General features: G+C 37.9%; 27 protein-coding genes. 24 read left to right on the top strand and 3 right to left on the bottom strand.

The window, feature by feature from the left end:
- Positions 1-55: 55 nt before the first annotated feature.
- The 3 genes from PO830_RS03380 to PO830_RS03370 all read right to left on the bottom strand — a co-directional run bounded on the left by PO830_RS03380 (position 56) and on the right by PO830_RS03370 (position 5,575).
- Positions 56-1,273 (bottom strand): TolC family protein, encoded by a 1,218-nt coding sequence (locus PO830_RS03380; protein ID WP_272852133.1) that lies wholly within the window; start codon positions 1,271-1,273, stop codon positions 56-58.
- Positions 1,270-5,055 carry an efflux RND transporter permease subunit gene (locus PO830_RS03375; protein ID WP_272852132.1) on the bottom strand — a complete coding sequence of 1,262 codons (3,786 nt, stop codon included), beginning with the start codon at positions 5,053-5,055 and terminating at the stop codon, positions 1,270-1,272. Before PO830_RS03375 ends, PO830_RS03380 begins: the two co-directional genes overlap by 4 nt.
- A 103-nt stretch (positions 5,056-5,158) precedes the next feature.
- Positions 5,159-5,575, bottom strand: coding sequence for an HYC_CC_PP family protein (locus PO830_RS03370; protein ID WP_272852131.1), 417 nt, complete (start codon positions 5,573-5,575; stop codon positions 5,159-5,161).
- A 249-nt stretch (positions 5,576-5,824) separates the two neighbouring features.
- On the opposite strand from PO830_RS03370, the gene PO830_RS03365 reads away from it, so the two are divergent.
- From PO830_RS03365 to PO830_RS03250, 24 genes are all read left to right on the top strand, one after another.
- Positions 5,825-8,056: a TonB-dependent receptor family protein gene (locus PO830_RS03365; protein ID WP_272852130.1), complete on the top strand. Its 2,232-nt coding sequence runs from the start codon at positions 5,825-5,827 to the stop codon at positions 8,054-8,056.
- A gap of 157 nt (positions 8,057-8,213) precedes the next feature.
- Positions 8,214-8,636, top strand: a complete 423-nt coding sequence (locus PO830_RS03360) for an HYC_CC_PP family protein (RefSeq protein WP_272852129.1) — start codon at positions 8,214-8,216, stop codon at positions 8,634-8,636.
- 176 nt (positions 8,637-8,812) lie between these two features.
- Entirely contained in the window at positions 8,813-9,394 is a 582-nt protein-coding gene (locus tag PO830_RS03355; protein ID WP_272852128.1) for a helix-turn-helix domain-containing protein, read from the top strand.
- 69 nt (positions 9,395-9,463) lie between these two features.
- The gene (locus PO830_RS03350) at positions 9,464-10,069 is read left to right on the top strand and encodes a WG repeat-containing protein (RefSeq protein WP_272852127.1); all 606 of its coding nucleotides are present in this window, start codon (positions 9,464-9,466) and stop codon (positions 10,067-10,069) included.
- A gap of 132 nt (positions 10,070-10,201) precedes the next feature.
- Positions 10,202-10,669, top strand: coding sequence for a hypothetical protein (locus PO830_RS03345; RefSeq protein WP_272852126.1), 468 nt, complete (start codon positions 10,202-10,204; stop codon positions 10,667-10,669).
- Between the two features lie 23 nt (positions 10,670-10,692).
- A complete protein-coding gene (locus PO830_RS03340; RefSeq protein ID WP_272852125.1) occupies positions 10,693-10,962 on the top strand; it encodes a hypothetical protein in 270 nt (89 codons plus the stop codon).
- Between the two features lie 11 nt (positions 10,963-10,973).
- Entirely contained in the window at positions 10,974-11,192 is a 219-nt protein-coding gene (locus PO830_RS03335; RefSeq protein WP_272852124.1) for a heavy-metal-associated domain-containing protein, read from the top strand.
- A 19-nt stretch (positions 11,193-11,211) separates the two neighbouring features.
- On the top strand, positions 11,212-11,430 hold the full coding sequence (locus tag PO830_RS03330; protein ID WP_272852123.1) for an SHOCT domain-containing protein: 219 nt from the start codon (positions 11,212-11,214) through the stop codon (positions 11,428-11,430).
- A 17-nt stretch (positions 11,431-11,447) separates the two neighbouring features.
- On the top strand, positions 11,448-11,726 hold the full coding sequence (locus PO830_RS03325) for a DUF5676 family membrane protein (protein ID WP_009778898.1): 279 nt from the start codon (positions 11,448-11,450) through the stop codon (positions 11,724-11,726).
- A 16-nt stretch (positions 11,727-11,742) separates the two neighbouring features.
- Positions 11,743-12,453, top strand: coding sequence for a lycopene cyclase domain-containing protein (locus PO830_RS03320; protein ID WP_272852122.1), 711 nt, complete (start codon positions 11,743-11,745; stop codon positions 12,451-12,453).
- A gap of 10 nt (positions 12,454-12,463) precedes the next feature.
- Positions 12,464-12,982, top strand: a complete 519-nt coding sequence (locus PO830_RS03315) for a hypothetical protein (protein WP_272852121.1) — start codon at positions 12,464-12,466, stop codon at positions 12,980-12,982.
- Positions 12,983-13,010: 28 nt separating this feature from the next.
- On the top strand, positions 13,011-13,472 hold the full coding sequence (locus PO830_RS03310) for a universal stress protein (RefSeq protein ID WP_272852120.1): 462 nt from the start codon (positions 13,011-13,013) through the stop codon (positions 13,470-13,472).
- A 36-nt stretch (positions 13,473-13,508) separates the two neighbouring features.
- Positions 13,509-14,900 carry an NAD(P)/FAD-dependent oxidoreductase gene (locus tag PO830_RS03305; protein WP_272852119.1) on the top strand — a complete coding sequence of 464 codons (1,392 nt, stop codon included), beginning with the start codon at positions 13,509-13,511 and terminating at the stop codon, positions 14,898-14,900.
- Positions 14,893-16,206, top strand: coding sequence for a Na+/H+ antiporter NhaA (gene nhaA, locus PO830_RS03300; RefSeq protein WP_272852118.1), 1,314 nt, complete (start codon positions 14,893-14,895; stop codon positions 16,204-16,206). The genes PO830_RS03305 and nhaA overlap by 8 nt, the downstream gene beginning before the upstream one ends.
- 2 nt (positions 16,207-16,208) lie before the next feature.
- The gene (locus PO830_RS03295) at positions 16,209-17,222 is read left to right on the top strand and encodes a type II glyceraldehyde-3-phosphate dehydrogenase (RefSeq protein WP_272852117.1); all 1,014 of its coding nucleotides are present in this window, start codon (positions 16,209-16,211) and stop codon (positions 17,220-17,222) included.
- Between the two features lie 12 nt (positions 17,223-17,234).
- Entirely contained in the window at positions 17,235-17,846 is a 612-nt protein-coding gene (locus PO830_RS03290) for a class I SAM-dependent methyltransferase (RefSeq protein WP_272852116.1), read from the top strand.
- A 28-nt stretch (positions 17,847-17,874) separates the two neighbouring features.
- Entirely contained in the window at positions 17,875-18,936 is a 1,062-nt protein-coding gene (locus PO830_RS03285; protein WP_272852115.1) for a class I fructose-bisphosphate aldolase, read from the top strand.
- Positions 18,937-18,945: 9 nt separating this feature from the next.
- The gene (locus PO830_RS03280) at positions 18,946-20,301 is read left to right on the top strand and encodes a dicarboxylate/amino acid:cation symporter (protein WP_272852114.1); all 1,356 of its coding nucleotides are present in this window, start codon (positions 18,946-18,948) and stop codon (positions 20,299-20,301) included.
- A 7-nt stretch (positions 20,302-20,308) separates the two neighbouring features.
- On the top strand, positions 20,309-21,283 hold the full coding sequence (locus PO830_RS03275) for an ATP-dependent 6-phosphofructokinase (protein WP_272852113.1): 975 nt from the start codon (positions 20,309-20,311) through the stop codon (positions 21,281-21,283).
- Positions 21,284-21,294: 11 nt separating this feature from the next.
- Complete coding sequence (locus PO830_RS03270; RefSeq protein ID WP_272852112.1) at positions 21,295-22,290, top strand: 2-hydroxyacid dehydrogenase; 996 nt, start codon at positions 21,295-21,297, stop codon at positions 22,288-22,290.
- Positions 22,291-22,318: 28 nt separating this feature from the next.
- Entirely contained in the window at positions 22,319-23,149 is an 831-nt protein-coding gene (locus PO830_RS03265) for a universal stress protein (protein ID WP_272852111.1), read from the top strand.
- 3 nt (positions 23,150-23,152) lie between these two features.
- Positions 23,153-23,995 carry an ATP cone domain-containing protein gene (locus PO830_RS03260; RefSeq protein WP_272852110.1) on the top strand — a complete coding sequence of 281 codons (843 nt, stop codon included), beginning with the start codon at positions 23,153-23,155 and terminating at the stop codon, positions 23,993-23,995.
- 28 nt (positions 23,996-24,023) lie between these two features.
- Positions 24,024-25,385 (top strand): MBL fold metallo-hydrolase RNA specificity domain-containing protein, encoded by a 1,362-nt coding sequence (locus PO830_RS03255; RefSeq protein WP_375334180.1) that lies wholly within the window; start codon positions 24,024-24,026, stop codon positions 25,383-25,385.
- Between the two features lie 3 nt (positions 25,386-25,388).
- Positions 25,389-26,891, top strand: coding sequence for a thymidine phosphorylase family protein (locus PO830_RS03250; protein WP_272852109.1), 1,503 nt, complete (start codon positions 25,389-25,391; stop codon positions 26,889-26,891).
- Position 26,892: the final 1 nt, after the last annotated feature.

Genomic DNA, 26,892 nt, shown 5'->3' with positions numbered 1-26,892 from the left:
CTATTTGTAATTTATCAAGTTTGGGTTTCACCCATTGACTGTTTATGTTTTTATTTTATCTTGTTAAATAATTTATCTTAGCATATTCTGTATAATACCCTTTAATAGATTCGATTAAATTGATTTGAAACTTCAACTGTAATTCTTGTACATCCAGTACATCATTAAAATCTATGGTTCCGGTCTCGTAATTTTTAATGAGAATTTCCTCGGCATCATTCGCCTGCTTTAAATTGTCTGTCTGCGTATTGAATTTGATTCTCATAGTATTCCTGTTATAGACAGCTTGCGCAAGGCGTGTTTTGAGGCTGTTAAGCCGCTCATCTTTCTGGGATTTTATCTCCAACTGCCTCAGTTCATTTTGTTTGGTTACAGATTTGTACCTATTATTGAATATTGGTATGGATATGGATACCATAGGCATAACAATGTCTTTTCCATTATCTGAAAAATTCATATCCGGTCGTTCTGAAACTGGTACGTAGTCTAATCCAAAACCAATACTGGGTGCACTTTCCTTTTGGTTCAATAACTCTGACTGTTCAATAGACTCATACAGCTTATCGTATTTTATGAGCTCAGGATTTAATTGAAGATTTTCATTTAAAACGAGAGGGTCAACATCAGGAATCATCATATCTTCTATGACATCTACAGGCATCGTTTCATCTCTATTTAAAAGATTGTTGAAAAGCGTCTGTTCGGCCTGATAATCCTGTTCCAAAACTTCTCTTTGCTGAACGAGTTCGTTTTGTCTTATCTGAAGTCGAAGAACATCTACCGCTGATGCTTTACCAACTTCCAACGAGGTTAATGCAAGACGTTCATAAGTTTCCAAAAGTTCGATATTCTCATCGAACACAAGTTGCTTCGTCTTTATGGAATACAGTTGATAATAGGATTGGGCGACCGCAAGTGCAAGTTTCCGTTTGGCGATGGCAATTTCTACAAACTCGGTTTCCGCCATCGAACTCGCATAGTTTTCTCTCGCTGTTATCGTACCAAACCAAGGCAACATCTGCGAAATAGAGAATCGTGCCCTTTGGGCACCGGTTCGGGTTTCGGGTTCACTTACAAAATATCCCGCGCTTACCACGGTATTTGGCAACCAGTTGACCTCGTTTACTTTTTCTTCGGCAATATTGTAGCGCAGTTCAAAAGCCTGAATTTCTGGGTTATTAGCTTCAGCTTCTTCAATGTAGCTTTGTAGCAGTTGCGCTTTCGCGAAAGCGGAAACAAACAAAAGACAGATTATGATTTTTATATTTTTCATTTGTTTGCTCTTTTAAGTTGAAATTCCTTTTTCCAGCTATATAGAACCGGTAATAGGAAATAAGATGTGACGTCGATAATCATTCCGCCAAAAATGGGGATGGCCATCGGTATCATAATGTCGCTTCCCTTTCCTGTAGATGTGAGTACTGGCAACAATGCCAAAACTGTGGTCACGGTGGTCATCAAACACGGGCGTATGCGTTTACCTGCCGCTTCCAATGTGGCGAGACGTATGCCTTTTTGACTGTCTGGCTCGTTGCTTTTAAAAGATTGGTCTAAATAGGTTGCCATTACAACGCCATCATCAGTTGCAATACCGAAAAGGGCTATAAAACCGACCCACACGGCCACACTTAAATTGATGGTTTTCATATTGAATAAGTCCCGTAAATTCTCACCAAAAAAGCTGAAATTGAAAAACCAATCCTGACCGTATAACCAAATCATTATAAAGCCACCAGCAAATGCTACGGCGATGGCAGTAAAAACCATAAGGGACGTAGAAACCGATTTGAACTGGAAATACAAAATCAAGAAAATGACCAGCAAACAAAGTGGCACAACTACCGATAGCGTTTTTTCTGCCCGTAATTGATTTTCGTACGTTCCTGTAAATCGGTAACTGATTCCTTGTGGCACGACCAAATCGCCATTATCTATTTTCTGCTGAATAAGTGCTTGTGCATTTTCCACTACATCTACTTCGGCAAAGCCATCGAGCTTATCAAACAGCACATACCCAATCAAGAAGGTGTCTTCACTTTTAATAACCTGTGGACCTTGCTCGTAACGAATATCCACCAGTTCGCCCAAAGGAACCGGACTTCCAGTTGATACAGGAACATAGATGCTTTTTAAATCTTCTGGATTTGCACGCAATTCCCGTGGATAGCGTACTCTGACACCATACCGCTCACGGCCTTCTACCGTTTGGGTAAGGGGCATACCGCCCACAGCAACCTGAAGGACTTCCTGAACATCCATAATGGAAATCCCATAGCGTGCCAACTGATCTCGTTTAATGTCAATCAACAAATAAGGCTTGCCCACAATTCGGTCTGCAAAAACGGCTTGTTCTTTGACACCTTCGGCTTGCTTTAAAATATCTTCCAGTTGCAATCCAAAGTTTTCTATGGTTTTTAAATCGGGTCCTTTTACTTTAATTCCCATTGGTGCTCGCATACCCGTTTGTAGCATCACGAGTCGCGTCTCGATGGGCTGCAGTTTGGGCGCAGAAGTCACGCCTGGGAATTTGGTCACTTTTACGATTTCATTCCAAATGTCATCAGGACTGCTGATTTCCGGTCGCCAGTTTCGATAATATTCCCCGTCATTATCTTCGATCAAATCATTGCGTGTTGCACTTGTTTTGAGTTGTGACGCTTCATAGTTTGCATCATCATCGATTTCATTATTTGGGTTGATAATAAATTTGTCATTTTTCAGCACAAATAAACCATCCTCATTTACACGGTAGCGTTGTCTCTCGCCATTCTCATTTCGCATATATTCAGACTTGTACTGAATGACATTTTCATACATCGAGAGCGGCGCAGGGTCGAGCGCAGATTCTGTCCTTCCAGCTTTCCCAACTACGGTTTCAATTTCTGGTATGCTCGCCACAGCCATATCGAGCTGTTGTAGAACCCTCTTATTTTCTTCCACACCGGCGTGAGGTAGGGATGTTGGCATCAACAGGAATGAGCCTTCATTAAGTGCAGGCATAAATTCCTTCCCAGTGTTACGCATTATGACCACACCTAATATCAGCAACGTGGTTGGAATGATTAAAAACAGGTATCGGTTTTGAAGTGCCCAACGCAAAATGCTGTCATAGTATCTTCGGAAAACTGTAAACACACCAAGCAGTCCAAAGCAGATAATCGCTACAAAAATCAAATTCATTAGGATACTGCGGTCAAAACCAAGTGGTCGCCAGTATTCGGCTAACAGCACGACGATAGCAATACAGGAAATGATGATATTTACTACATTTTGATTGATGTTGAGCCTGTAGCCAGCAATGGTATGGTTGTATTCCTTTTTCGCTTTAAGCGAAAAGAATAAACCGCTACATCCAAAAGCTATCAAAATCAACCCAAGCCAGTAACCAAATATAAGTGCAGTGATGCCGAGTGCGATTAAAAGACCATTCAAAAGCAGTATGGATCGCTGGCGAATATTTGTTTTTCTGAAAAGGAACGCGGCAAATGGCGGTATCAGGAAAAGAGCAATAACCAAAGATGCCGCAAGTGCCATTGTCTTTGTAAAAGCCAATGGTCTGAAGAGTTTCCCTTCGGCACCTATCATCGTGAACACAGGTAGGAAACTGATAATCGTTGTGAGCACAGCGGTTAAAATTGCACCAGAGACTTCGGCAGTTGCATTGTAAATAATTTCGTTTGTAGTGTATTCTATTCCGCTTTCGCGAAAGCGTAATTTTTCATCTTCCAGATGCCGAATCATATTTTCGGCGAGTATGACGCCCACGTCCACCATTGTACCGATAGCAATGGCAATTCCTGACAAGGCAACAATATTGGCATCTACATTAAAGAGCTTCATTGTTATGAAAACCATTAAAACGGCAACAGGCAACAGGCCAGAGATTAGAATGGACGCACGTAGGTTGAACACCATTACGATGATGACCAAAATGGTAATCAGGATTTCAAGAGTGAGGGCTTCATTGAGCGTGTGAAGTGTTTCCTGAATAAGCTGAGTACGGTCGTAAAAGGGAACAATGGTCACTTGTGAAGTACGACCATCTGCCAAGGTTTTTGTGGGCAGTCCAGATGATAATTCGGCTATTTGGTCCTTTACATTATTGATAACTTCCAATGGGTTAGCACCGTAACGAGCTACCACGACACCGCCTACCACTTCGGCACCTTCTTTATCCAAAATACCGCGTCGCGTTTGTGGTCCCAAATGGACATTTGCAATGTCCTTAATTCGGATAGAAGTGAAATTTTCAGAAGCAACCACCGCATTTTCGATATCCGCGACAGATTTTACATACCCTAAACCCCGAACCAGGTATTCGGCTTGATTGATTTCCAAGGTCTGCGCACCTATATCTTGATTGCTTTCTTTTACGGCTTTTACGATATCGGTCAAACCGATGTTGTACTGACGCATTTTTTCTGGGTCAACATCCACTTGGTATTCCTGGACGTACCCACCAATTGAGGCCACTTCTGAAACACCACTTGCCGAAGACAATCCATATTTCACATAATAATCCTGTATACTGCGTAATTCTTGTAAATCCCAACCACCAGTTACATTGCCATCTTTATCACGACCTTCCAGCGTGTACCAAAAAATTTGACCCAAACCTGTGGCGTCTGGACCCAATGCTGGGTTAACACCATCGGGTAATAAGTTAGCGGGAAGTGAATTGAGTTTTTCGAGAATACGGCTTCGCGACCAATAAAATTCTACATCTTCTTCAAAAATGATATAGATACTGGAAAAACCGAACATTGAAGAACTTCGGATGGTCTTGACACCAGGGATTCCCAACAATGAAGTTGTAAGTGGATAGGTAATTTGGTCTTCAATATCCTGCGGTGAACGCCCTTGCCATTTGGTGAAAACAATTTGCTGATTTTCGCCGATGTCTGGAATGGCATCAACCGCTACAGGATCAGTTGGTAAAATACCTGTTTCCCAATTGAAGGGTGCGTTAACGATTCCCCAACCCACGAATAAGGCGAGCAATATAACGGCGACAAGTTTGTTTTCTATAAGAAATTTGATGCTTTTATTCAGCATAAAAATAATTATTAAGTAATTAGACTACTTGTTAAAAAAACAAGATACAGGCAGTTTAGCCCAAACAAATTAATGTTGGACTTAATAAGCAATTACTTAAAAATCAAATAAGGAAAGTTTGGTCTAAAACTTGAACGTCCCTGACCAAGGGGGGCGGAATATAATTTTTTTCCCACCCATTATCAACTTCTTCGGACTCGAAGAGTTGAACATAACTAGAAACGAAAATTGCAACAAAGCGTTTTTGTTCTTTTTCTAATTTATCGAATGAAGTTTTGAGTGTATCCTGCCCTTCTACCAGTTTTTGTTCGTCTGTACAGCAAGATTTATCTGAAATATCACAATCGGTCTTAGATACTGCTTTTTTAACTTGCATTCCACAAGTTTCAGCGTGACCGAAAATTGATGAATCTACCAATGTATCACCACAATAGTGACTCGCAACCGTAAAAGAAAAGGTTGAGGACAGCATCAAAAGAGCCATCATAAAAGATACTATTTTTTTTATAAAATCTTTCATCAATGCTACAAAAGTATAAATTTTTTGCCAAAGCTTATCTAATTAACAAATATTTTGGATTCATTTTATTAAAAATTTAAAAAGATTTATTAGGAATCTACACTTTTATGTGTATGATTTTTCATTGTATCTCAATCATAAATGATTTTAAAAAATAATTATTAAGAATTATTCTAAATAACTTGGAAGATATATAAAGAGTATATTACATTTGGGCTCTATTTATAATCATTCTAAATAAAATTTCAAATGAAAATTATACCCTTAACAGCAATTGCTTTGCTATTTTATATTTCGGGATTGGCACAGACCAACACACAAAAAAAAGATTCAACTACGCAACAAACCGAGCGACTTAAGGAAGTCGTCGTTACGGGAAATGTATTATTGGGTAGTAAATTTGAGGCACGGAACAAAACGGGTTCTGCAACTTATATCTCAAATGAAGATTTAAAAAAATTCTCTTATACCAACATCAATAGAATTTTACGCACGGTTCCAGGTATTAATATCTACGAAGAAGATGGTTTTGGATTACGCCCAAATATTAGTCTACGGGGTACTTCGCCTGAGCGTAGCGCTAAGATTAATTTAATGGAAGATGGTGTGTTAATTGCGCCTGCCCCTTACAGTGCACCAGCTGCCTACTATTTTCCTACTATTGGCAGAATGGAAGCCATAGAGGTGTTAAAGGGAAGCAGTCAAATACAGTACGGGCCCAACACCACAGGTGGTGCCATAAATATGATATCCTCTCGTATACCGGAAAAATTTTCTGGAAAAGCGTCGATTGCTGCAGGAAATTATGATTCAAGAAACACCCAATTGATATTAGGTAATAGTTTTAAGAATTTTGGGTTTGTGACGGATTATTTCAACTACAGTTCCGATGGTTTCAAGGATTTAGACGGAGGTGGCAACACGGGTTTCGACAAGACAGATTATTTGGCCAAATTTAGAATAAATACAAATTTGGATGCCAAAATTTATCAGTCGCTACTATTTAAAATCCAATATTCAGAAGAAGTGGCCAACGAGACCTATTTGGGACTGACAGACGCAGATTTTGAGGAAAACACTTTTAGAAGATATAGAGCTTCTTCAGAAGATGTTATTAACGCCGAACACCAACAATACCAGCTTACCCATTTTATCCGTTTGTCACCATCACTTGATATAAGGACCACAGGCTATCTCAATAGATTTAAACGGAATTGGTATAAATTGGATGATGTAAATTTAGGTGAACGCGTAAGTATTAACAATATTTTATCATCACCAGAAAATTTTCCTTCTGAATATCAAACGCTCTTGGGCAACGATGACACCCAACCCGATGCTTTGGGTATAAAGGCAAACAATAGGGTCTATACTTCAAACGGAATTCAATCTGTTGCTACGCTAAAATGGGGTAACCAATGGATACAGCACTTAGAAGCAGGAATACGCTACCACGAAGATGACGAGGACAGGTTTCAATGGGTGGATAGATATGCTTTTCAAAACCAAGAAATGATACGGACTACCGTTGGCGAAAAAGGAACAGATGCTAACCGTATAAGCAGTGCTAAAGCACTGGCAGCACATTTACTGTACACGGTAAAAATTGAAAATTTGACCTTGACGCCAGGGTTGCGCTATGAAAATATCACATTAACCCGGACAGATTATGGTACTGACGACCCTTCACGAACTGGTCAAGACCTATCGATTAGAGAAAACGAAGTAAATGTCTGGATTCCTGGAATTGGGGCTAATTATAGGTTCAGTAATGACCTCTCAATATTTGGTGGTGTTCATAAAGGCTTTTCACCGCCAAGTAATACCCCAGGGCAAAATCCTGAAGAAAGCATTAATTATGAATTGGGTTCCCGATTTAGCTTTAAAGGTTTCAACGGCGAAGTCGTAGGCTTTTACAATGACTACCAAAACCTACTTGGAAGTGATTTGGCCGCTACTGGTGGTACAGGAAGCCTTGACCAATTTAACGCTGGCGAAGTTCGTGTAAGTGGTATCGAGGTTTTGCTTAATTACAACCTGTTGCATAAACAAAGTAGTAGATTTAAGCTGCCCTTATCCATCTCATACACCCTTACCGATACTGAATTTTTAACCAGTTTTGACAGTAATGAGGATATTTACGGTGTAGTTACCGTAGGCGATGAGATACCTTATATTGCAAGAAATCAATTCAACGCGTCATTAGGGTTGCAGCACAGAAAGTTTGATGTAAATGTAAATTCAAGATATACTAGTGCTTTCAGAACAAAAGCAGGTTCTGGACCAATCCCGGAAAACTTTAAAGTAGATTCAAACTTCATAGTGGATTTGTCTGCCCGTTATTTTATTGATGAGAACTTTACCCTGTCTGCGAACATCATAAATCTTTTTAATACAACCTATGCAGTATCGAGAGTTCCCGCAGGGTTACGTCCTGGGCATCCATTTGGGGTTAATTTTGCCGTGGCGTATGGATTTTAAGTATTAACAATGTATGACAAAAGTCATCTTTTAATAAAATCAACTAATTTACATTTGAACCATCAAACTAATACTTGCTTTACAACATTACACTTTTATAAACTAATTTTTTAACATATTTTTAAAGAATATGATATAAAATCATTAATTTTATTACGTGAAATCTTTTTTTACCAAAATAGTATCTTTCTTTTTAGCCGCTACTATATTTTTTAGTACGGTTTCGTTTGCAGTAGATATGCACTTTTGCTGTAATAAATTAGTGGATATGACTTTTTTTGGTAAGGCAAAATCTTGCTCTGATATTGCTCAAAAAGAAGATAATAATTTTAGGCAATGTACTTCCATAGAAGAAAAAGACTGTTGTAGTAATAAAACGATTGTTAAAACAGCGGATGATTCAATAAAAAAAGCTCAAACTCATAATGAGTTTGAAAACATTGTTTTCTTAAATACTTTCTTTTATACATACCTCAATCTATTTGAAGAATTAGAAGCAAACGTTATTCCTTTCGAGCAATACAGACCGCCTTTGTTGTACAGGGATATTCTACTACTTCACGAGACCTTCCTAATTTGATTTTTACACATCGCAGATAACACTAAGTAATCTGCATTACCTCTATAGCCATAGTTTCACTTTTGGCTAACATTTGTTGTACCCAATTCTCAAAAGCATCATACACCATTAACAAGATTAGGTCTTGACCTTTCAAACCATTGAGTTAAAGACTCGATGACAACACACTAAATACAATGAGCAAATCAAAAGAATTTTGGATAAAAAATATGGTCTGTAACCGCTGCCTAAAAGTAATTAAGCAGGAATTACAGGAACTGGAAGTAACCGTGCTTTCTTTGGAATTGGGAAGGTTGCTCGTTGAAGCACCAAACAAAACCAAAAATGAAATTATCGATGCGGTAACAACAGTACTTCACGCCAATGATTTTGAAATCGTACACAGTGAAGAAGAAATGCTCATAGAGAGAATTAAGATTATTCTAATTGAGCAACTTGTTGATTTACCACTGGACATAAAGGTAAAGACCTCAGAACTATTGGCGTCGGCTCTGCATCGTGATTATAAAACACTTAGTAAACTATTTTCATCTAAAGAAAAAACAACAGTTGAAAAGTACTTTATCAAATTAAAGATAGAAAAGGCCAAAGAACTTATACAACTTAAACAACATACCTTTTCTGACATTGGCTATCTGCTGGATTATAGCAGCGTTAACCACTTGTCCAGGCAGTTTAAAGAAGTTGTGGGAATGAGTATGACCGACTATAAAAACACAGAAAATTGGAAACGGAATTTCTATGATGAAATTATATAGAAAACAGCGAAAGTTATGCAGATAAATCCATATGGCAGTCTTTAATTTTATCCAAACATATCAAACAAAATGAGAAAACTACTCATCACATTCGTATCAATTCCTTTTTTGGGAATGGCACAAACAATTGATAATATAGACTATATCTCACCTTTCCATAACGAGGTTGCGGCTATCAAAAAAGGTAGCCAATGGGCGTTTATCAATAATGAAGGTAAAATCGTTGTAGATTTTAGAAGCGACCTGGTGCCGACCAAGACAAACAATGACAGCTATCCCATATTCAGCAATGATAAATGTCTAATTGCCCATCAAAAAAATGACATATTGTATTATGGATATATTGATAAATCCGGAAAAACAGTCATTACACCACAGTTCCTAAATGCCACCAATTTTAAAGAAGGAAAAGCATTAGCGCTAAAGGTGCACAGAGAAACTATAGGTTATAACGACATTTTCAAGAAAGACGTAGTAAGCTACCATTATTTTGAAGTGGCAATAGATAGTAACGGAACTACATTAGAACATCTAACCCAACTAGCCTTGCACGTTTCGCCCCAAAACAGAAAAGACAACAGCCCACCGCAAATAACATCAAAACTAATCTCTAAAAATTTGATTGCGGTAAAAGGGGATGACGCTAAATGGCGTATTAAAAAAATCGAACAATAAAGTCAAAACTATGATATCAAAAAAGACTAAAGCTCAGCCCTATTAATAGCTGATAACCCATTCCCTCTCTATAACCCAATTAGCTATTGGGAATGGGTTTACAAACAATGTCTAACTAAAATAATTTAAAAAATGAAAACACTATTTATCGGTTTAATGGCAATTGGCTTTTTAAGCTTATACAGTTGCCAACAAGAAAAAGACCCTAAGGCTCTAATGGAAAACCCTGAGAAGCGTACGGCGATTTATAATGCCATTGTTGAAAACGATGATTATACCAACGAATTTATGGAAAGTATGCACGGCAATGAGCATACAATGGAAATGATGCGAGGCAATGAAAAAATGATGGGTGCTATGATGAAAGGGCAAGGAATGCAAATGATGATGAAAGACAGTACGATGATGCATTCTATGATGGACGGGATGATGAAAGACGGGAAAATGATGGGAAAAATGATGAAAATGATGCACGAAAAAGGAATGATGAGCGAAGATTGTATGGAATTGTGTACTAAGATGATGAGCAACAAGGGAATGGATATGAAAGAAATAAGCAAGATGGACACATCGAAAAAAGATGACCACAATCATCATTAATAATACTTAAAAATCAAGCAAATATGAAAAACAATCACTGGATATGGATGATTATAGGCTGTGGCTTACCGCTTCTGTTCATCTTTTTAGCACCTTCTTTTGGTATAGGAGGAGGCTCTTCCCTTTTCATCTTCATACTGTTTATGTTCGCCATTCACCTGTTTATGCCTCACGGGTCTCAAGGCCACGGAAGACACGGACACAATAACGGAAACCATAACGACCACGAACATAATGAAAAGCAGTCTGATGATGGTTCAACAGAGAAAAGAAAAGGACATCAACATCATTAATAGCAAATGTTATGAAACAAAAATTTCAAATAAGCGGAATCACTTGTGGCGGATGTGTTTCAAGGGTCAAGAAAACCTTGGAGAATCATCCTAATATCGAAAAAGCAGAGATTTTTTTGGCACCAAAAGGGGCTACAATTATCACTATGAACGAAACGCTCTCGGTTGAAGACATACAAAAGCAACTTGATGAACTCAACGGATATACAATTTCAAAAATAAATCAATAGTAATTTAAAACTAAAAATTATGCATTTATACGACGGACACTTTGGAGGTATGCACCTAATATGGTGGATTATATGGATTATTTTATTGGCTTGGATATTTTTCATCCCAGCAGATATACCATATCAAAAATCAGCGAAAGACAGCCCACTGGATATTCTTAAACAACGCTTTGCAAAGGGCGAGATATCTAAGGAGGAATATGAAGAATCTAAAAAGATTCTAAAAGCAGATAATTAATTCAAAACTATAAAATTATGTATCGATTAAACGTAAAAAAACTAGGGTTTGCTTTTGGTCTAACCGGAGCATTAATCTATTTGGGCTGTATGATAGTGATGTCAACCGCAGGTAGGGAAGCCACAATCGATTTTTTCAACAGCCTTTTGCACGGATTGGACACTACAAGTATAATCAGAATGGATGTTCCACTGTGGGAAGCTGGTTTAGGAATCATACAGACCTTCATATTGGGTTGGCTGGTTGGTGCCTGTATTGCGGCATTTTACAATGCACAACTTAAAATAAAAAAATAAAAGCTTGTAACATTTTATGCAATACGTCTGGTTTATATGGTCATTAATTATCCTGGCGCTTTGGGCAGTAATATATCTCTTCAAGAAAGATTCTAGAAAAGAAATGCTCAAGATGAGCCTGATTACAATGCCTTTTGGCTTAACAGAACCATTGTTTGTGCCAGAATATTGGATGCCACCTTCGCTCTTTGATTTGGCTGAAAAAACAAGGTTTGATATCGAAAGTCTCATTTTTTCTTTTGCAATCGGTGGTATTGGTGTGGTACTTTATAATCTTATTTTTAAACAAACCTTGCAAGAAATAACACCTACAGAGCGAAATCACAGAAGACATCGCTTGCATATATACATCTTATTTGTACCAGCTATCGTGTTTTTAATTTTAGCGCTATTTACATCATTAAACCATATTTATTGTGGTAGTATAGCGATGTTCCTAGGTGGTTTAGCAACATTATACTGTCGCCCAGATTTAAAAAGAAAGATATGGGTTGGGGGCATCTTGTTTACGGTATTATACTTCATATACTTTGGAAGTATCCTTCCATTTTATCCCCGATTTGTGGAGCTGTACTGGAATCTCGACAACCTAACCCATATTCTTGTTTTGGGAATTCCCATTGAAGAATTATTGTTCGCCTTCACCTTTGGGATGTATTGGTCTGGTCTATACGAACATTTGTATTGGCATAAACTAATAAGCTTAAATAAAACTAAAAATCAATAAAAATTTAAAAATGAAATCAAGACATTTTAAACAACAGAAAAAGGAACCTGTAGTAGTAACAGCAGTAAATCCAAATATAAGAATTTACAAGCTATTATTAAGTATTCTATTTTTGATTCTGGCCTCAATTGTATTGCTCTCGTGTTCCAACGAAAAGAAGGAAAAGGCCGAAACAGCAACGCTAACAGTCACAAAAACAAATCCCGTTCAAACTAATCCTGTTACTACGTTTCAAATACCTTATGAAGTTGTACCCAACGATAAAGTCTGTATGGTTAATGACAGATTTATGGGGGTAAAGCAAATACCAATAGATGTAGATGGCACAACTTACTATGGGTGCTGTCAAGGCTGTGTTGAAAAACTTCAGAAAAACATAGATAATGTCCGGTTTGGAAGTAATCCAATCGATGATACAAAAGTAGACAAGGCAACCGCTGTAATCGTTCAGGATAAAAATAAGGGGAGTGTCTTTTATTTCGCAACAAAACAAGATGCCCAAAACTTTATAAATAAAAACAAAGCTTAGGATATTTCTATTAATAAAACATAAAAATATGAAGATAGTATTGGCTATAGACGGTTCAGATTTCAGCAAAATAGCCGTTAAGGAACTTAACAGAATAACCTTGCCAGCAAGTACCGAGATTTGCATTATAAATGTTTATGAATTTCCCACAGCTATAGGTCCAGAACTGATGGCTACCGGCGGTAGCTTGAACAATTATTTTGAAGAATTTATAAGTGGTGCTAAAAAATTGGGTGACAAAATTGTTTCGGATGCTAGTGATACTCTTAAGAGTATGAACAAAACACTTACTATAACTACTAATGTTGTTAGTGGAGCACCCAAAAATGTGATTCTTGAAAAGGCTGAAGAATGGGATGCCGATTTAATAGTAGTCGGCTCTCAAGGTCAGGGTGCGCTTTCACGCCTGTTATTAGGTTCAGTTTCCCAATACTTGGCAACTCACGCTAAATGTTCGGTTATGATAGCAAGGGATAAAAGTGAAAGGTAAAACTCTTTGGTTATAGCTAGAGAATCTAGAATGAATATGGAAAATAAACACGTTCATAATAAAATGCCAAAATCCGTTTGTAGCGTTGCAGATGACATATGTCTTCCGGACACCGATTATCCACGCGTGGTTATTGTTGGTGGTGGCTTTGCAGGTTTGGCCTTGGTAGAAAAGTTAAAGAACAAAAAGGTACAAGTAGTTTTGTTTGACAAAAACAACTTTCATCAGTTTCAGCCATTGCTCTACCAAGTGGCAACGAGTGCCTTAGAGCCAGACAGCATCGTCTTTCCATTTAGAAAGCAATTTAAAGGCTATAATAATGTAATATTCCGCTTGGCCGAAGTTGAGGAAATTCAACCCTCATCAAATATACTTATAACTTCCAAAGGAAAGGTTCAATATGATTATCTGGTACTTGCTACGGGCACGACTACCAATTTCTTTGGTATGGATTCCGTAGCCCAGAACAGTTTAGGAATGAAGGATATTCGAGATTCATTGAACATTCGCCATATGATGTTGCAAAACTTAGAACAGGCTGCTATTACCTGTGATGACAAGGAACGTGATGCGCTGACCAATTTCGTCATTGTAGGTGGTGGTCCCGCAGGTGTGGAAATGGCAGGAGCCTTGGCAGAGTTTTGTAAGTACATCCTTCCTAAAGATTACCCAGAATACCCTTCTTCTATTATGAATATCTATTTGATAGAAGCTTTTGATGAACTATTAAGTACAATGTCAGACAAAGCATCATCGAAGACCTTAAAATATTTAGAGGATTTGAATGTAAAAGTGCTACTCAATGAATCCGTCACCAATTATGATGGCAATAGAGTTACTACAAAAAGCGGCAAGGTTATCTTAGCTAAGAATCTAGTTTGGACAGCAGGTGTAAAAGGCCAATTTCCAAAAGGTATCGATAAAAAATATGTAGTTAGAGGCAACCGTATTAAAACCGATTCGTTTCTAATGGTTGAAGGTTACAGAAACATTTTCGCGATTGGTGATATAGCCGCCGTAATTACAACTGATAGGCCAAAAGGGCATCCACAAGTAGCCCAAACCGCTATACAGCAAGGCAAATGGCTGGGTAAATCATTATTAAAAATCATTAATAACGAAGCCCCAAAACCTTTCGAATATCAAGACAAAGGTTCATTGGCCACCGTAGGAAAACGCAAAGCAGTAGCCGATTTAGGCAAATTCAAATTTGGAGGTTATTTCGCTTGGTTATTATGGTCTATCGTACACTTAATGTCCATAAGTGGCTTTAGAAATAGATTGATGGTTGGTTTTAATTGGGCGGTTAGCTATTTCACCTATGAAAAGAGCAACCGCCTGATTATTAGAAATTTCAACAAACCATCAGAATCAAAATCCACGACCAGTGTGCTAACTGCAGTTAAAAACTCAACTGTCAATGATTAAAGGAACTGTACATAATAGCGTCTGGAATATAACTAATAAAGTATTTAGTAACACAGGTATTGTACTATTAATAGCAGTAATAATAGCTATGCTTTGGGCAAATTCACCTTGGCAGAGCATCTATCAAAACATTCTAAACACCACTATTTCATTTAGTATTGGCGATTTGCAATTGACCGAGCCATTACTACTTTGGATTAACGACGGATTAATGGCTTTGTTCTTTCTTCAAGTAGGCTTAGAATTAAAAAGAGAAATATTAGGCGGTAAACTATCAACACCTCAAAATGCTATATTGCCCATTGGTGCCGCTATAGGAGGAATGGTGTTTCCAGCTCTTATATATTTTATCTTAAATCCTAGTGGCGAAGCATCACAGGGTTGGGGAATACCTATGGCTACCGATATTGCTTTCTCTTTGGGCGTACTAGCACTTTTCGGAAAACGCTTACCCATTGCATTACGTGTATTCCTAGTAACACTTGCCGTGGTGGACGATTTGGGAGGCGTGTTGGTAATTGCACTTTTTTACACTTCTGGCATCTCTACAATGGATTTGTTTCACGCTTTTCTTTTCTTTGGATTATTAATTATTGGAAATTATGCAGGTGTTAGAAAAACTTGGTTCTACGCCATCATAGGTATTGGCGGTGTTTGGCTAGCTTTCTTCTTCTCAGGAGTACACCCTACCATTGCTGGAATACTAACAGCCCTAGCCATACCAGGTCGTGTAAAAATAAACGAGGCTACATTTTCGCAACGCCTTGCTGCATTACACAAAAAGTTCAAACAAGAAAAGCCCGTAAAAGGGTCGCTGATTTCTCATTCTCAATTAGAAATACTCGAAGAAATTAAAGTTACAAGTTCTGAAGCCGAAACACCACTTCAAAAGCTCGAAAATGCCTTAAATCCATTTGTGAATTTTATCGTATTGCCCTTATTCGCTTTTGCTAATGCAGGTATCCATCTTCACGGCAAAGTTTTAGAAGTACTTACTCACCCTGTAAGTTTAGGAATAGGTTTTGGTCTCATATTCGGAAAGTTCATTGGTGTGGTCTTATTTTCAAGAATTTTGGTCATTCTAAAATTAGCGAAACTTCCTAAGAACATCACTTGGTATCATATATACGGAATTGCCTTTTTAGCAGGTATTGGGTTTACAATGTCACTTTTTATAAACGAATTGGCTTTTGCCAATGAGAAATTTATATATACCGCTAAAGTCAGCATTTTATTTTCTTCACTAATTGCGGGCATTATCGGTTCCATCATATTAATAAAAAATAAAACACCTAAAATAATATAAAAATGAAAAATATAGCAGTAATAGGATATGGAGTTATCGGAAAGAGAGTGGCAGATGCCATCAACCTACAAGATGATATGAAACTCATAGGAGTATGTGATATAATAAGTGATTGGCGCATTCAAAATGCAGTAAGGAAAGAGTATGACATCTACGCCGCAACTCAAGAAGCCGCTAATAAAATGAAATCTGAAGGTATTATCGTAAAAGGAAATATGCAGGAACTTTTAAATAAATCAGACCTTGTTGTGGATTGCACACCTAAAAAGGTTGCGGCCCAAAATGTGGCAATCTATAAGGAACAGCGCATCAAATTTATATTGCACGGTGGTGAAAAACACGAAACTACAGGGCATTCATTTAGTGCCGAAAATAATTATGAATCAGCTCTTTATCGGGATGCGACTAGAGTAGTCTCTTGTAATACAACTTCCATACTGAGAACGTTAACCGCATTAAAAAGAGCTGACTTGTTGGATTATGCAAGGGGAACACTTTTAAGAAGAGCTACTGACCCTTGGGAAAGCCATTTAGGTGGCATTATGAATACAATGGTGCCTGAAAAGGATATTCCAAGCCATCAAGGGCCAGATGCTAAAAGCGTCGACCCAGAATTAAATGTAATTACCTCTGCGGTAAAAGTACCCCAAACCTTAAGTCATATGCACTATTGGAACGTGAAATTAAAAAAACAGACAACTAAGGAAGAAGTGCTAAAAGCGTTTAAGACTTCCACCCGAATCAAACTAATTCGTTATGACCAGGGTTTGGTTTCAAACAACACCATTAAAGAAATGTTTTTAGATATGGGGCGACCTTGGGGCGATATGTACGAAGTAGCCCTTTGGGAAGATATGCTCAAAGTACAGGGCGATGAGCTGTTTTATGCCTACATCGTCGATAACCAGGCTATTGTAATCCCAGAAACCATAGATGCCATTAGAGCATTAACAGGCATAGAAAAAAATGCTTCAAAATCCATTCTAAAAACAAACAAAAGCTTATCAATCAACTAAGAAAAAATAGCAATGGATAATACCAATAAAATAAGAAAACGCTATGATAGGATTGCCGGCTATTTTGACCTTTTGGAAAAACCTATGGGTACAAGCGGATTTGATAAATGGCGCAAAGAACTTGTTAATCAGGCTAAGGGAAAAACTCTTGAAGTTGGCGTGGGTACAGGTAAAAACCTACGGTATTATAGCACTGAAATGGATTTAACTGCTATTGATTTTAGTAAAAAAATGCTTGATAAAGCGAAAGCAAAATATAAGGATGACCTACCAAGAACAAGTTTCTTGGAAATGGATGTGGAAAATATGGACTTCAAAGATGAATCCTTTGATACAATCCTAACAAGCTGTGTGTTTTGCTCGGTACCAAACCCTGTAAAAGGTTTAGAAGAAATTAAAAGAGTCCTCAAACCTAACGGACAGCTGATTATGCTTGAACACGTCCGGAGCGGCAACAAGATGTTGGGCACTCTTATGGATTGGTTCAATTTTATTCCCCTCTATATAATCGGTGATAATATTAACCGAAGAACAGATGAAAATCTTAAAAAAGCAGGATTCGAAAACATCAAAGAAACTAGGCTATGGAGTGACATTGTAAAATTTTTCATCGTGAAGAAATAAATTCTATGAAACCTTAAAATCATAACAAATGGATACTTATGAAAATATTAAAGAATACCTAGGCGATAAAGCTTCTTTTTATCTAGAACACGTTTGTGAAAAAATCACAAAAGATGAAATATATACCCCTAATGGTAACAGCAAAGAAGAAATATTTAGCAATAGCAACCGCCACCCGCAAGCACTAAGAAGTCTTGCTCAATTATACAATCACGGAAACTTGGCAAATACAGGTTATCTAAGCATTTTGCCTATAGACCAAGGTATAGAGCATAGTGCTGCTTTTTCATTCTATAAAAACCCTGATTATTTTGACCCTGAAAACATTATAAAACTGGCCATAGAGGCAGGTTGCAATGGTGTGGCATCAACCTTTGGTGTATTGGGTCTATATTCTAGAAAATACGCCCACAAAATACCCTTCATAGTAAAGGTTAACCATAATGAACTGCTAACCTACCCTAATAAATATGACCAAACTTTATTTGGCAAGGTAAAGGACGCTTGGAATATGGGTGCAATTGGTATAGGTGCAACCATCTATTTTGGTTCTAAAGAAAGCAATAGGCAGATTAAAGAAATATCAGAAGCTTTTGAAGAAGCCCATAACTTGGGAATGGCAACCATCTTGTGGTGCTACACCCGAAACGAAGCATTCAAAACAGAAAAGGAAGATTATCACACAGCTGCCGATGTAACCGGTCAGGCTAACCATATAGGTGTTACTATACAAGCCGATATCATCAAACAAAAATTACCTACAAATAATTATGGATTTAAAAATATTGATTTCGGTAAATATAATGATGAAATGTATGAAACGCTCACCACTAAACACCCCATTGATTTATGTAGGCTACAAGTGGCAAATTGTTATATGGGCAGAATAGGATTAATTAGTTCCGGAGGTGGCTCTAAAGGAGAGTCTGATTTGGTCGAGGCAATTACCACAGCCGTAATCAATAAAAGAGCTGGTGGTTCTGGGCTGATAATGGGTAGGAAAGCATTTCAAAAACCTTTTGGTGAGGGTGTAAATATTTTACAATCGGTTCAACAGGTATATCTGGAGGATAAAATTGACATCGCATAACAAAAAAGAATGTTTGACACAGAGATAAAATCGCTTAAATCGCTTAACGATTATTTAGTAAAGCTAGTAGAAAACCGACTATGGCTCAAAGTCATTATCGCCCTGTTACTTGGTGTTGGTTTTGGGTTGCTCTTAAGCCCACAAAATGGCTGGGTATCCAAAGAAACTGCTGATGTGGTAGGTAATTGGCTTGCACTTCCAGGAGTGCTATTTCTTAAACTAGTACAGATGATAATGATTCCATTAATTGTAGCATCCATCATAACAGGTATCGCAAGCAATGATAAAGATAGCCTCAAAAAACTTGGTGGTGGCGTGCTGCTTTATTTTCTCGGTACCACTATAGTCTCAGTAAGTATAGGCACGATTATATCTCAACTCTTTAAACCAGGACGCTTTTTACATCAACAATCGCTATCAGAGCACAACGATATATCCGTGGTGAATTCAGAGGGTTCTGAACTGTCTTTCGGACTTGAAAACATACCCGATGCCATATCAAATTTGCTTCCTGAAAATCCATTGGCATCAATGGTAAGCGGTGAGATGTTAAGTATCGTGATTTTCACAATCATTATTGGTGTAGCTGTGCTATCGCTTGAGGATTCTTTACTGCGCCCAGTAAAGCTTCTTTTAAGCGCCATACAGGAAGTCTGTATGACGGTAGTAAAATGGTCAATGCTTCTAGTACCTATTGCCGTATTTGGGCTTATGGCGCAGCTTACCTCTAGTGTTGGCTTAAGTTCATTATCGGGTTTAACTTACTATGCGGGAGTGGTCCTGCTTGGTCTGTTACTACTTGTGATTTTCTACGTTTGTTTAGTAGCCTTTCTTGGAAAGTCTAACCCGCTTCAATTCCTTAAAAAGATTAGAGATGTCCAACTATTGGCCTTTTCTACCACTAGTTCTGCAGCCGTAATGCCGTTGTCGCTTCAAACAGCAGAGGAAGAATTAAATGTAGATAAGACCGTCAGTAATTTTATTATTCCTATTGGTGCAACCGTTAATATGGATGGCACAGCACTCTATCAAACCATAACAACCCTTTTTATAGCTCAAGCCTATGGCTTAGAAATGAGTTTGCTTAACATCATTGTTGTCATTGTAACCATTGTAGCAGCGTCCATTGGCACCCCAGCCATACCAGGTGGTGGTGTGGTGATTCTCGCTTCTGTTTTAGGAAGTGTTGGTATACCTGCTGAGGGTATCATCATTATCATCGGTGTGGAACGTCTCTTAGGAATGTTTAGAACAGCAGTAAATGTTACGGGCGACCTTACGGCTTGTATGGTATTCAACACCTTGTATGGAAAAAGACTGTCATTAGCCAATATCAAAACAGATAATAAACCAAATTTAGAATGATAAATTAATGAATACTGATAAAATTAAACATATTGGCGTATTTACTTCTGGTGGCGACAGTCCCGGGATGAATGCTGCGTTGTACGCCATCGCAAAATCTGCTGAAATAAATAATATCAAATTAAGTGGGTTTCGAAAAGGATATGAAGGACTAATAGACGGTGATTTAGTTACATTAAAATCACACGAATTACAAAAAATAACACACAGAGGCGGCACTATTCTAAAAACAGCACGAAGTGAACGTTTTATGACTCTAGAAGGTCGAAAAAAAGCATTACGGACACTACAGGCCAACCATATTGACGCGCTAATAGCTATTGGTGGTGACGGTACTTTTAAAGGTTTACTTGTTTTTTCAAAAATATGCGACATCCCGTTTATAGGTATTCCTGGCACTATAGACAATGATATTTCAGGAACAGATTATACCCTTGGTTTTGATTCAGCAGTAAATACTGCCATTGAAAACATTGATAAAATACGTGATACAGCCGAATCCCACGACCGCGTCTTCATTGTAGAAGTTATGGGAAGGGATTCAGGATATATAGGTATCCATTCTGGCTTGGTTGTCGGTGCCAATGGAATTCTAATTCCTGAAAGCACACAAGACTTGACATTTTTATTAGAAAAAGTAAAAAACTATGATAGTGAGGATGCATTCTTAATAATAGTATCCGAAGGTGATGAAGTAGGTACAGACGTAGTGGCATCTAAAATTAAAGAAGTCAACCCAAAGGCCGATTTGCGAATTACAAGGTTAGGACACGTGCAACGTGGCGGCAACCCGTCTGCTTTTGACAGAATGTTGGGAATCAGGCTTGGTGCTGCTTCTGTAGATGTGCTTTTAAGAGGCTCTAAAAACGTAATGGTTGGGCTCTACAACAATATGATTTGCACAACCTCATTTCAAAGTGTCGTAAAACAGCACCATATAGATGAAGAACTGCAGGACCTTTTAGAACTTTTTGGTTCATAAAATCTTAAATTATGAGAACAACAATATTTAGTACACATAAATTCGATAAGCCTTCACTTATCAAGGCAAACGACGGAAAGCACGAGTTATATTTTTTGGAATATAGGCTTACGAAAGAAACAGCAAGATTAGCGAGAGGCTCTAAAGCCATTGCACTATTCTCTAACGATGATGCCTCTGCTGATGTCTTAGATGAGCTGTATCAACAAGGAATTGAGTATATCGCATTACGTTCAGCAGGATTCAATCACGTTGACCTTAAAAAAGCTGACAAACTAGGACTAAAAATAGCTCGTGTACCAGCCTACTCACCATATGCTATTGCAGAACATACTCTAGCACTCATCTTAGCACTTAACCGAAAAATAATCAGAGCACACAACAGAGTTCGGGAACAAAATTTTTCACTGAACGGACTTACAGGGTTTGACCTAAACGGTAAAACAGTAGGTGTTATAGGGACAGGAAAAATAGGTGCAGTTCTCGTAAAAATACTTCACGGTTTGGGCTGTAAGATATTGGCCCAAGATGTCGCTGAGGATAAAAACCTGATAGACTCTTATGACGTCATTTACACCAACTGTACTACTATCTGTAAACAAGCAGATATAATCAGCCTGCACGTCCCATTGACCCCATCAACGCAACACCTAATTGACACGGAACACATAGGCTTAATGAAAAAAGGTGTTATGCTCATTAACACGAGTCGAGGTGGTTTAGTTGACACCAAGGCCGTTATAGAAGGATTAAAATCTGGCAAAATTGGGTATTTCGGGATGGATGTGTATGAAGAGGAAGAAGGACTATTTTTTGAAGACCACTCTGATACAATTTTGCAAGATGAAGTCATTGCAAGATTGATGACTTTCAACAATGTTCTTATCACAAGTCATCAAGCATTTTTAACCGAAACCGCATTAAAAAATATCGCAGACACGACCATATACAATTTAGACTGTTTTGAAGACAAAGTACCTTCTGGAAATGAAATTATACTGAACTAAAATTATACGAACCTATAAATCATCCAAAATGAGAAACATATTAGTACCAACCGATTTTTCAAAGAACTGCAACAAAGCTGAACTACTAGGTATAGAAATGGCAAAGCTATACAATTCCGAAATTCACTTTTTACATCTTATGCAAACCCCTGTGGATTGGGTAAAGCTGGACAAAGAAAAGGAAAAGCGATATCCTGAAACATTAAAGCAAATAGGTAAGACCAAAGCGGCATTACGGGAATTAGAAAAAATAGCAGAACGCAACGGACTAAAATGCCGAACGTTTTTACAATTTGATGCAGGTCAAGGTGATATTTTAGACCATTCAGGTCATTATCAACACGACTTTATCATTACTGGAAGTAGTGGAACCAAAGGTGTCATTAGGGAAATAACAGGAAGTAATGTTGAGCAAATTGTACGAAAAGCTAATGCACCCGTAATTGTTGTAAAAGATGAAGAAGTCAACTTTCCATTCAAGAATATTGCATTTGTTTCAAATTTCGATGAGGACATTACCGATGCTTTTAAGCAGGTAATATCCATTGCGAATAAATGTGATGCTCGCATCCACTTATTACGTATTAATACCGAGACAGATTTCAATAATATTAATCTTGGTTTAGACCCCATTGAAAAAACATTGCAAAATTTTCCAGAGTTGAAGAACTACTCAATGGCTGTATATAATGAACCTTCTGTGGAAACAGGCATTAATACGTTCATAAAACAACATCCCATAGATTTAATAGCGATGGTGACACACGGCAAAACAGGATTTTTAAGTCTATTTTCTAAGAGTATCGCCGAAGGTGTTACTAACCATTCCACCTTACCTGTAATGACTATACATATATAGATAATGAACGATTCCATAAACATAATAAAACATTCTGGAGAGATAGAGCCCTTCAAAAGTGAAAAACTCATCAACTCATTACGGCGCGCGCACGCAAGTGAAGTACTTATCCAAGAGATAGTTGAACATATTGAAGCTACTATATACGAGGGTATATCAACCAAGAAAATCTACCAAATGGCCTTTAGGATGCTTAAACGAAAATCGCGAGTAAGTGCTTCAAAATACAAACTCAAAAAAGCTATTATGGAATTAGGACCTTCTGGTTTCCCTTTTGAAAAATTAATAGGTAAGATAATGGAACAGGAAGGGTTTGAAACGAAAGTTGGAGTTATAGTGCAAGGCAATTGTGTTAAGCACGAAGTAGATGTCATTGCGCAAAAAGACAATAAGCATTATATGATTGAATGCAAATACCATAGTGACCAAGGACGCTTTTGCAATGTAAAGATTCCATTATACATCAATTCGAGATTTTTAGATGTAGAAAAGCAATGGGAACGTCAAAAAGGTCACCAAACAAAAATTCATCAAGGTGGCGTTTACACGAATACCCGCTTTACTACAGATGCTATACAATATGGTAAATGTACTGGATTAATAATGAATAGTTGGGATTACCCTAAGGGAAATGGTCTTAAAGATAGAATTGACCAATCTGGTCTACATCCACTCACAGCGTTAACAACAATTACAAAACGGGAGAAAACATTGCTACTCGAAACTGGAACCGTGCTCTGTAAGGAAGTACACAATAATCCAGATTTATTAAATCAAGTAGGAATTGAAAAATCCAGGCACAAAAAGATTTTACAAGACTCTGAAGAACTATGTAGAACAAAATGAAATTAAAGAATAAATAAACAATATTATAATGCATATACACTTTTTAGGAGCAGCTGGTACCGTAACAGGTTCAAAATATCTGGTAGATACTGGTGTTAGAAAAATACTGATAGACTGCGGCCTTTTTCAGGGATTGAAAGAACTACGCGCAAAAAACTGGGAGTACCCGCCAGTTAATGTTGTTGATATTGATGCGGTTTTACTCACTCACGGCCATATGGACCACACAGGCTATTTGCCAAGATTGGTAAAGCAAGGCTTTAAAGGCCCCATCTATGGTACTAATCCCACTTTGGATATTGCAAAAATTATATTGAACGATAGTGCCAAAATACAAGAACAAGAAGCCGAACGCGCTAACAAAGAAGGCTATTCTAAACACAACCCGGCTAAACCATTGTACGATTTAAAGGATGTAGAAAAAACCGTTCCTTACTTCAAAGGGGTGCCGCCATCGCAATGGCTACCCATTCTCAAAAATGTGAAGGTTCGATTTCAATACAACGGACACATTCTTGGTGCAACCTACATTGAATTGGATATAAACGGAAAACGTTTTGTGTTTTCGGGAGACATAGGAAGAACTAACGACTTACTATTGTATCCACCTTTAAAGCCAAAAAAGGCAGATGTATTATTAATAGAGTCAACCTACGGAGGTAGGTTTCATCCAGACGAAGTGGAAGCAATTCCACAGATAGAAAAATTGGTCAACGATACCATCAATAGAGGTGGCAGTTTATTTATACCTAGCTTTTCGGTAGAACGAGCCCAATTGATGATGCTGATTTTTTGGAGATTACTCAAGAAAGACAAAATCCCTAAAGTGCAAATGATAATGGACAGCCCTATGGGTGCTAATGTACTAGAATTATTCCACCGCACAAGAGATTGGCACAAATTAGAAGAATATGAATGTGAAGAAATGTGTTCACACTTCACTGTCGTTAGTAGCTATCGCGAAACAATGGAACTAAGAACGGACAACAATCCAAAAATCGTAATTGCAGGTAGTGGAATGCTCACGGGTGGCAGAATGCTCAACTATCTCGAAACCCAAGCCCAAAACCCAAATAACACCTTGCTTTTTGTTGGATATCAAGCTGAAGGAACCCGTGGTAGAAAACTGTTGGAAGGTGACAAGGAACTCAAAGTTTATGGAAAATGGGTGCCATTTCATATGCAAGTTGCAGAAATTGAGGGACTGTCTGCACACGCAGACCATAAAGAACTTTTGGATTGGATGGACGAGATAGAAAACAAACCAGAACAAATTTTTATTGTTCACGGTGAGAAAGAAAGTGCAGAAGCCCTACAAAAAGGAATCAAAGACACTTACGCTTGGGATGCTGAGATTCCACAACTATATACCATTAAAGAAATAAAATAAGCTATGGAACAACCATCAAATATTTTAAAATACAAACATCTTGGTATCTATACCCAAAATGAGAACGTGGTCTATATGCGTGAAGATTGCCACGTATGTATTTCAGAAGGGTTCGAAGCCTTGACCAGAATTAGGGTATCAACTACAACCACGACAATAGTTGCAAGTCTTAATGTTATAAATTCAGATATTCTAAGTCACAATGAAATAGGTTTATCTGATGCTGCTGCAAAAAAACTGAAAGCTTCCGAAAATCAAACGCTTTATGTTTCTCATTTAGAGCCTATTGAATCGCTAAGCTACGTTAGGGCTAAAATCTATAATCAAAAATTGGATTATAAAGCCTACAACGACATCATAACAGACATCGTAGAAGGCGACTATTCCAATATCCACCTTTCTGCATTTATAACAGCTTGTGCAGGTGACAGAATGGACATAAATGAAATATCAGACCTTACCCAAGCGATGATAGCTTCAGGAAAACAATTAAATTGGAACAAGGATATTGTAGTCGATAAGCATTGTATTGGTGGATTGCCTGGAAACCGAACCACACCCTTGGTAGTGGCTATTGTAGCCGCATATGGACTTACAATGCCAAAAACGTCTTCCCGAGCCATTACTTCACCAGCCGGTACAGCCGACACAATGGAAGTCCTAACCAACGTAAAACTTTCTGCAGACGAGATTGAGGGCGTGGTGAATCAGGAAGGTGGTTGTTTTGTTTGGGGTGGTACCGCTCAATTAAGTCCAGCGGATGACCTTCTTATAAAGGTAGAAAAAGCACTAGATATCGATAGTGAAGGACAGCTCATTGCTTCCGTACTTTCAAAAAAAGCTGCTGCAGGTTCAACTCACGTTGTTATTGATATCCCAGTAGGAAAAACAGCCAAGGTAAGAAGTATGGAAATGGCTCAAAAATTAAAAGACCATATGGAGGCCGTAGGAACTGCCGTTGGATTGAATGTAAAAGTTGTAGTTACGGATGGCACGCAGCCTGTTGGTAGAGGTATCGGTCCAACTCTAGAAGCCATAGATATACTAAGAGTTTTGCAAAATGAGCCAGACGCACCCAAAGACTTAACAGAGAGAGCATTGCTTTTAGCCGCTGAACTATTAGAACTTTCTGGAAAAGTAGGAAAAGGAATGGGATTGGAAACCGCACATAAAATTCTCAAATCTGGAAAAGCATATGAAAAATTCCTTGCCATTTGTAACGCCCAAGGACGTTTTACACAACCCGTTTTAGCGCCTTATAAAATAGAAATCAAAGCAGAAACTACAGGTATTTTGAAGAATATTGACAACCGGAAAATAGCGAAGCTTGCAAAACTATCAGGCGCACCTCAATCCAAGTCTGCTGGAATTCTATTAAATGTTCATTTAAATGAAAAAATTGAAAAAAACCAATTACTGTACACCCTGTATGCTGAATCACAGGGCGAACTAAACTATGCATTAGATTATAGAAGTAACCATAACGATATAATAACCATTAAATAAG

This window comes from Altibacter sp. HG106 (assembly GCF_028561755.1).
Lineage (GTDB): Bacteria > Bacteroidota > Bacteroidia > Flavobacteriales > Flavobacteriaceae > DFVG01.
The sequence above is the reverse complement of the archived record's forward strand: the minus strand, read 5'-3'. Positions and strand labels throughout refer to the sequence as shown.

Coding starts and splice junctions, on each gene's coding strand:
- PO830_RS03380 (WP_272852133.1), bottom strand. CDS start 1,273: ATGAAAAATATAAAAATCATAATCTGTCTTTTGTTTGTTTCCGCTTTC.
- PO830_RS03375 (WP_272852132.1), bottom strand. CDS start 5,055: ATGCTGAATAAAAGCATCAAATTTCTTATAGAAAACAAACTTGTCGCC.
- PO830_RS03370 (WP_272852131.1), bottom strand. CDS start 5,575: ATGAAAGATTTTATAAAAAAAATAGTATCTTTTATGATGGCTCTTTTG.
- PO830_RS03365 (WP_272852130.1), top strand. CDS start 5,825: ATGAAAATTATACCCTTAACAGCAATTGCTTTGCTATTTTATATTTCG.
- PO830_RS03355 (WP_272852128.1), top strand. CDS start 8,813: ATGAGCAAATCAAAAGAATTTTGGATAAAAAATATGGTCTGTAACCGC.
- PO830_RS03350 (WP_272852127.1), top strand. CDS start 9,464: ATGAGAAAACTACTCATCACATTCGTATCAATTCCTTTTTTGGGAATG.
- PO830_RS03345 (WP_272852126.1), top strand. CDS start 10,202: ATGAAAACACTATTTATCGGTTTAATGGCAATTGGCTTTTTAAGCTTA.
- PO830_RS03340 (WP_272852125.1), top strand. CDS start 10,693: ATGAAAAACAATCACTGGATATGGATGATTATAGGCTGTGGCTTACCG.
- PO830_RS03335 (WP_272852124.1), top strand. CDS start 10,974: ATGAAACAAAAATTTCAAATAAGCGGAATCACTTGTGGCGGATGTGTT.
- PO830_RS03330 (WP_272852123.1), top strand. CDS start 11,212: ATGCATTTATACGACGGACACTTTGGAGGTATGCACCTAATATGGTGG.
- PO830_RS03325 (WP_009778898.1), top strand. CDS start 11,448: ATGTATCGATTAAACGTAAAAAAACTAGGGTTTGCTTTTGGTCTAACC.
- PO830_RS03320 (WP_272852122.1), top strand. CDS start 11,743: ATGCAATACGTCTGGTTTATATGGTCATTAATTATCCTGGCGCTTTGG.
- PO830_RS03315 (WP_272852121.1), top strand. CDS start 12,464: ATGAAATCAAGACATTTTAAACAACAGAAAAAGGAACCTGTAGTAGTA.
- PO830_RS03310 (WP_272852120.1), top strand. CDS start 13,011: ATGAAGATAGTATTGGCTATAGACGGTTCAGATTTCAGCAAAATAGCC.
- PO830_RS03305 (WP_272852119.1), top strand. CDS start 13,509: ATGGAAAATAAACACGTTCATAATAAAATGCCAAAATCCGTTTGTAGC.
- nhaA (WP_272852118.1), top strand. CDS start 14,893: ATGATTAAAGGAACTGTACATAATAGCGTCTGGAATATAACTAATAAA.
- PO830_RS03295 (WP_272852117.1), top strand. CDS start 16,209: ATGAAAAATATAGCAGTAATAGGATATGGAGTTATCGGAAAGAGAGTG.
- PO830_RS03290 (WP_272852116.1), top strand. CDS start 17,235: ATGGATAATACCAATAAAATAAGAAAACGCTATGATAGGATTGCCGGC.
- PO830_RS03285 (WP_272852115.1), top strand. CDS start 17,875: ATGGATACTTATGAAAATATTAAAGAATACCTAGGCGATAAAGCTTCT.
- PO830_RS03280 (WP_272852114.1), top strand. CDS start 18,946: ATGTTTGACACAGAGATAAAATCGCTTAAATCGCTTAACGATTATTTA.
- PO830_RS03275 (WP_272852113.1), top strand. CDS start 20,309: ATGAATACTGATAAAATTAAACATATTGGCGTATTTACTTCTGGTGGC.
- PO830_RS03270 (WP_272852112.1), top strand. CDS start 21,295: ATGAGAACAACAATATTTAGTACACATAAATTCGATAAGCCTTCACTT.
- PO830_RS03265 (WP_272852111.1), top strand. CDS start 22,319: ATGAGAAACATATTAGTACCAACCGATTTTTCAAAGAACTGCAACAAA.
- PO830_RS03260 (WP_272852110.1), top strand. CDS start 23,153: ATGAACGATTCCATAAACATAATAAAACATTCTGGAGAGATAGAGCCC.
- PO830_RS03255 (WP_375334180.1), top strand. CDS start 24,024: ATGCATATACACTTTTTAGGAGCAGCTGGTACCGTAACAGGTTCAAAA.
- PO830_RS03250 (WP_272852109.1), top strand. CDS start 25,389: ATGGAACAACCATCAAATATTTTAAAATACAAACATCTTGGTATCTAT.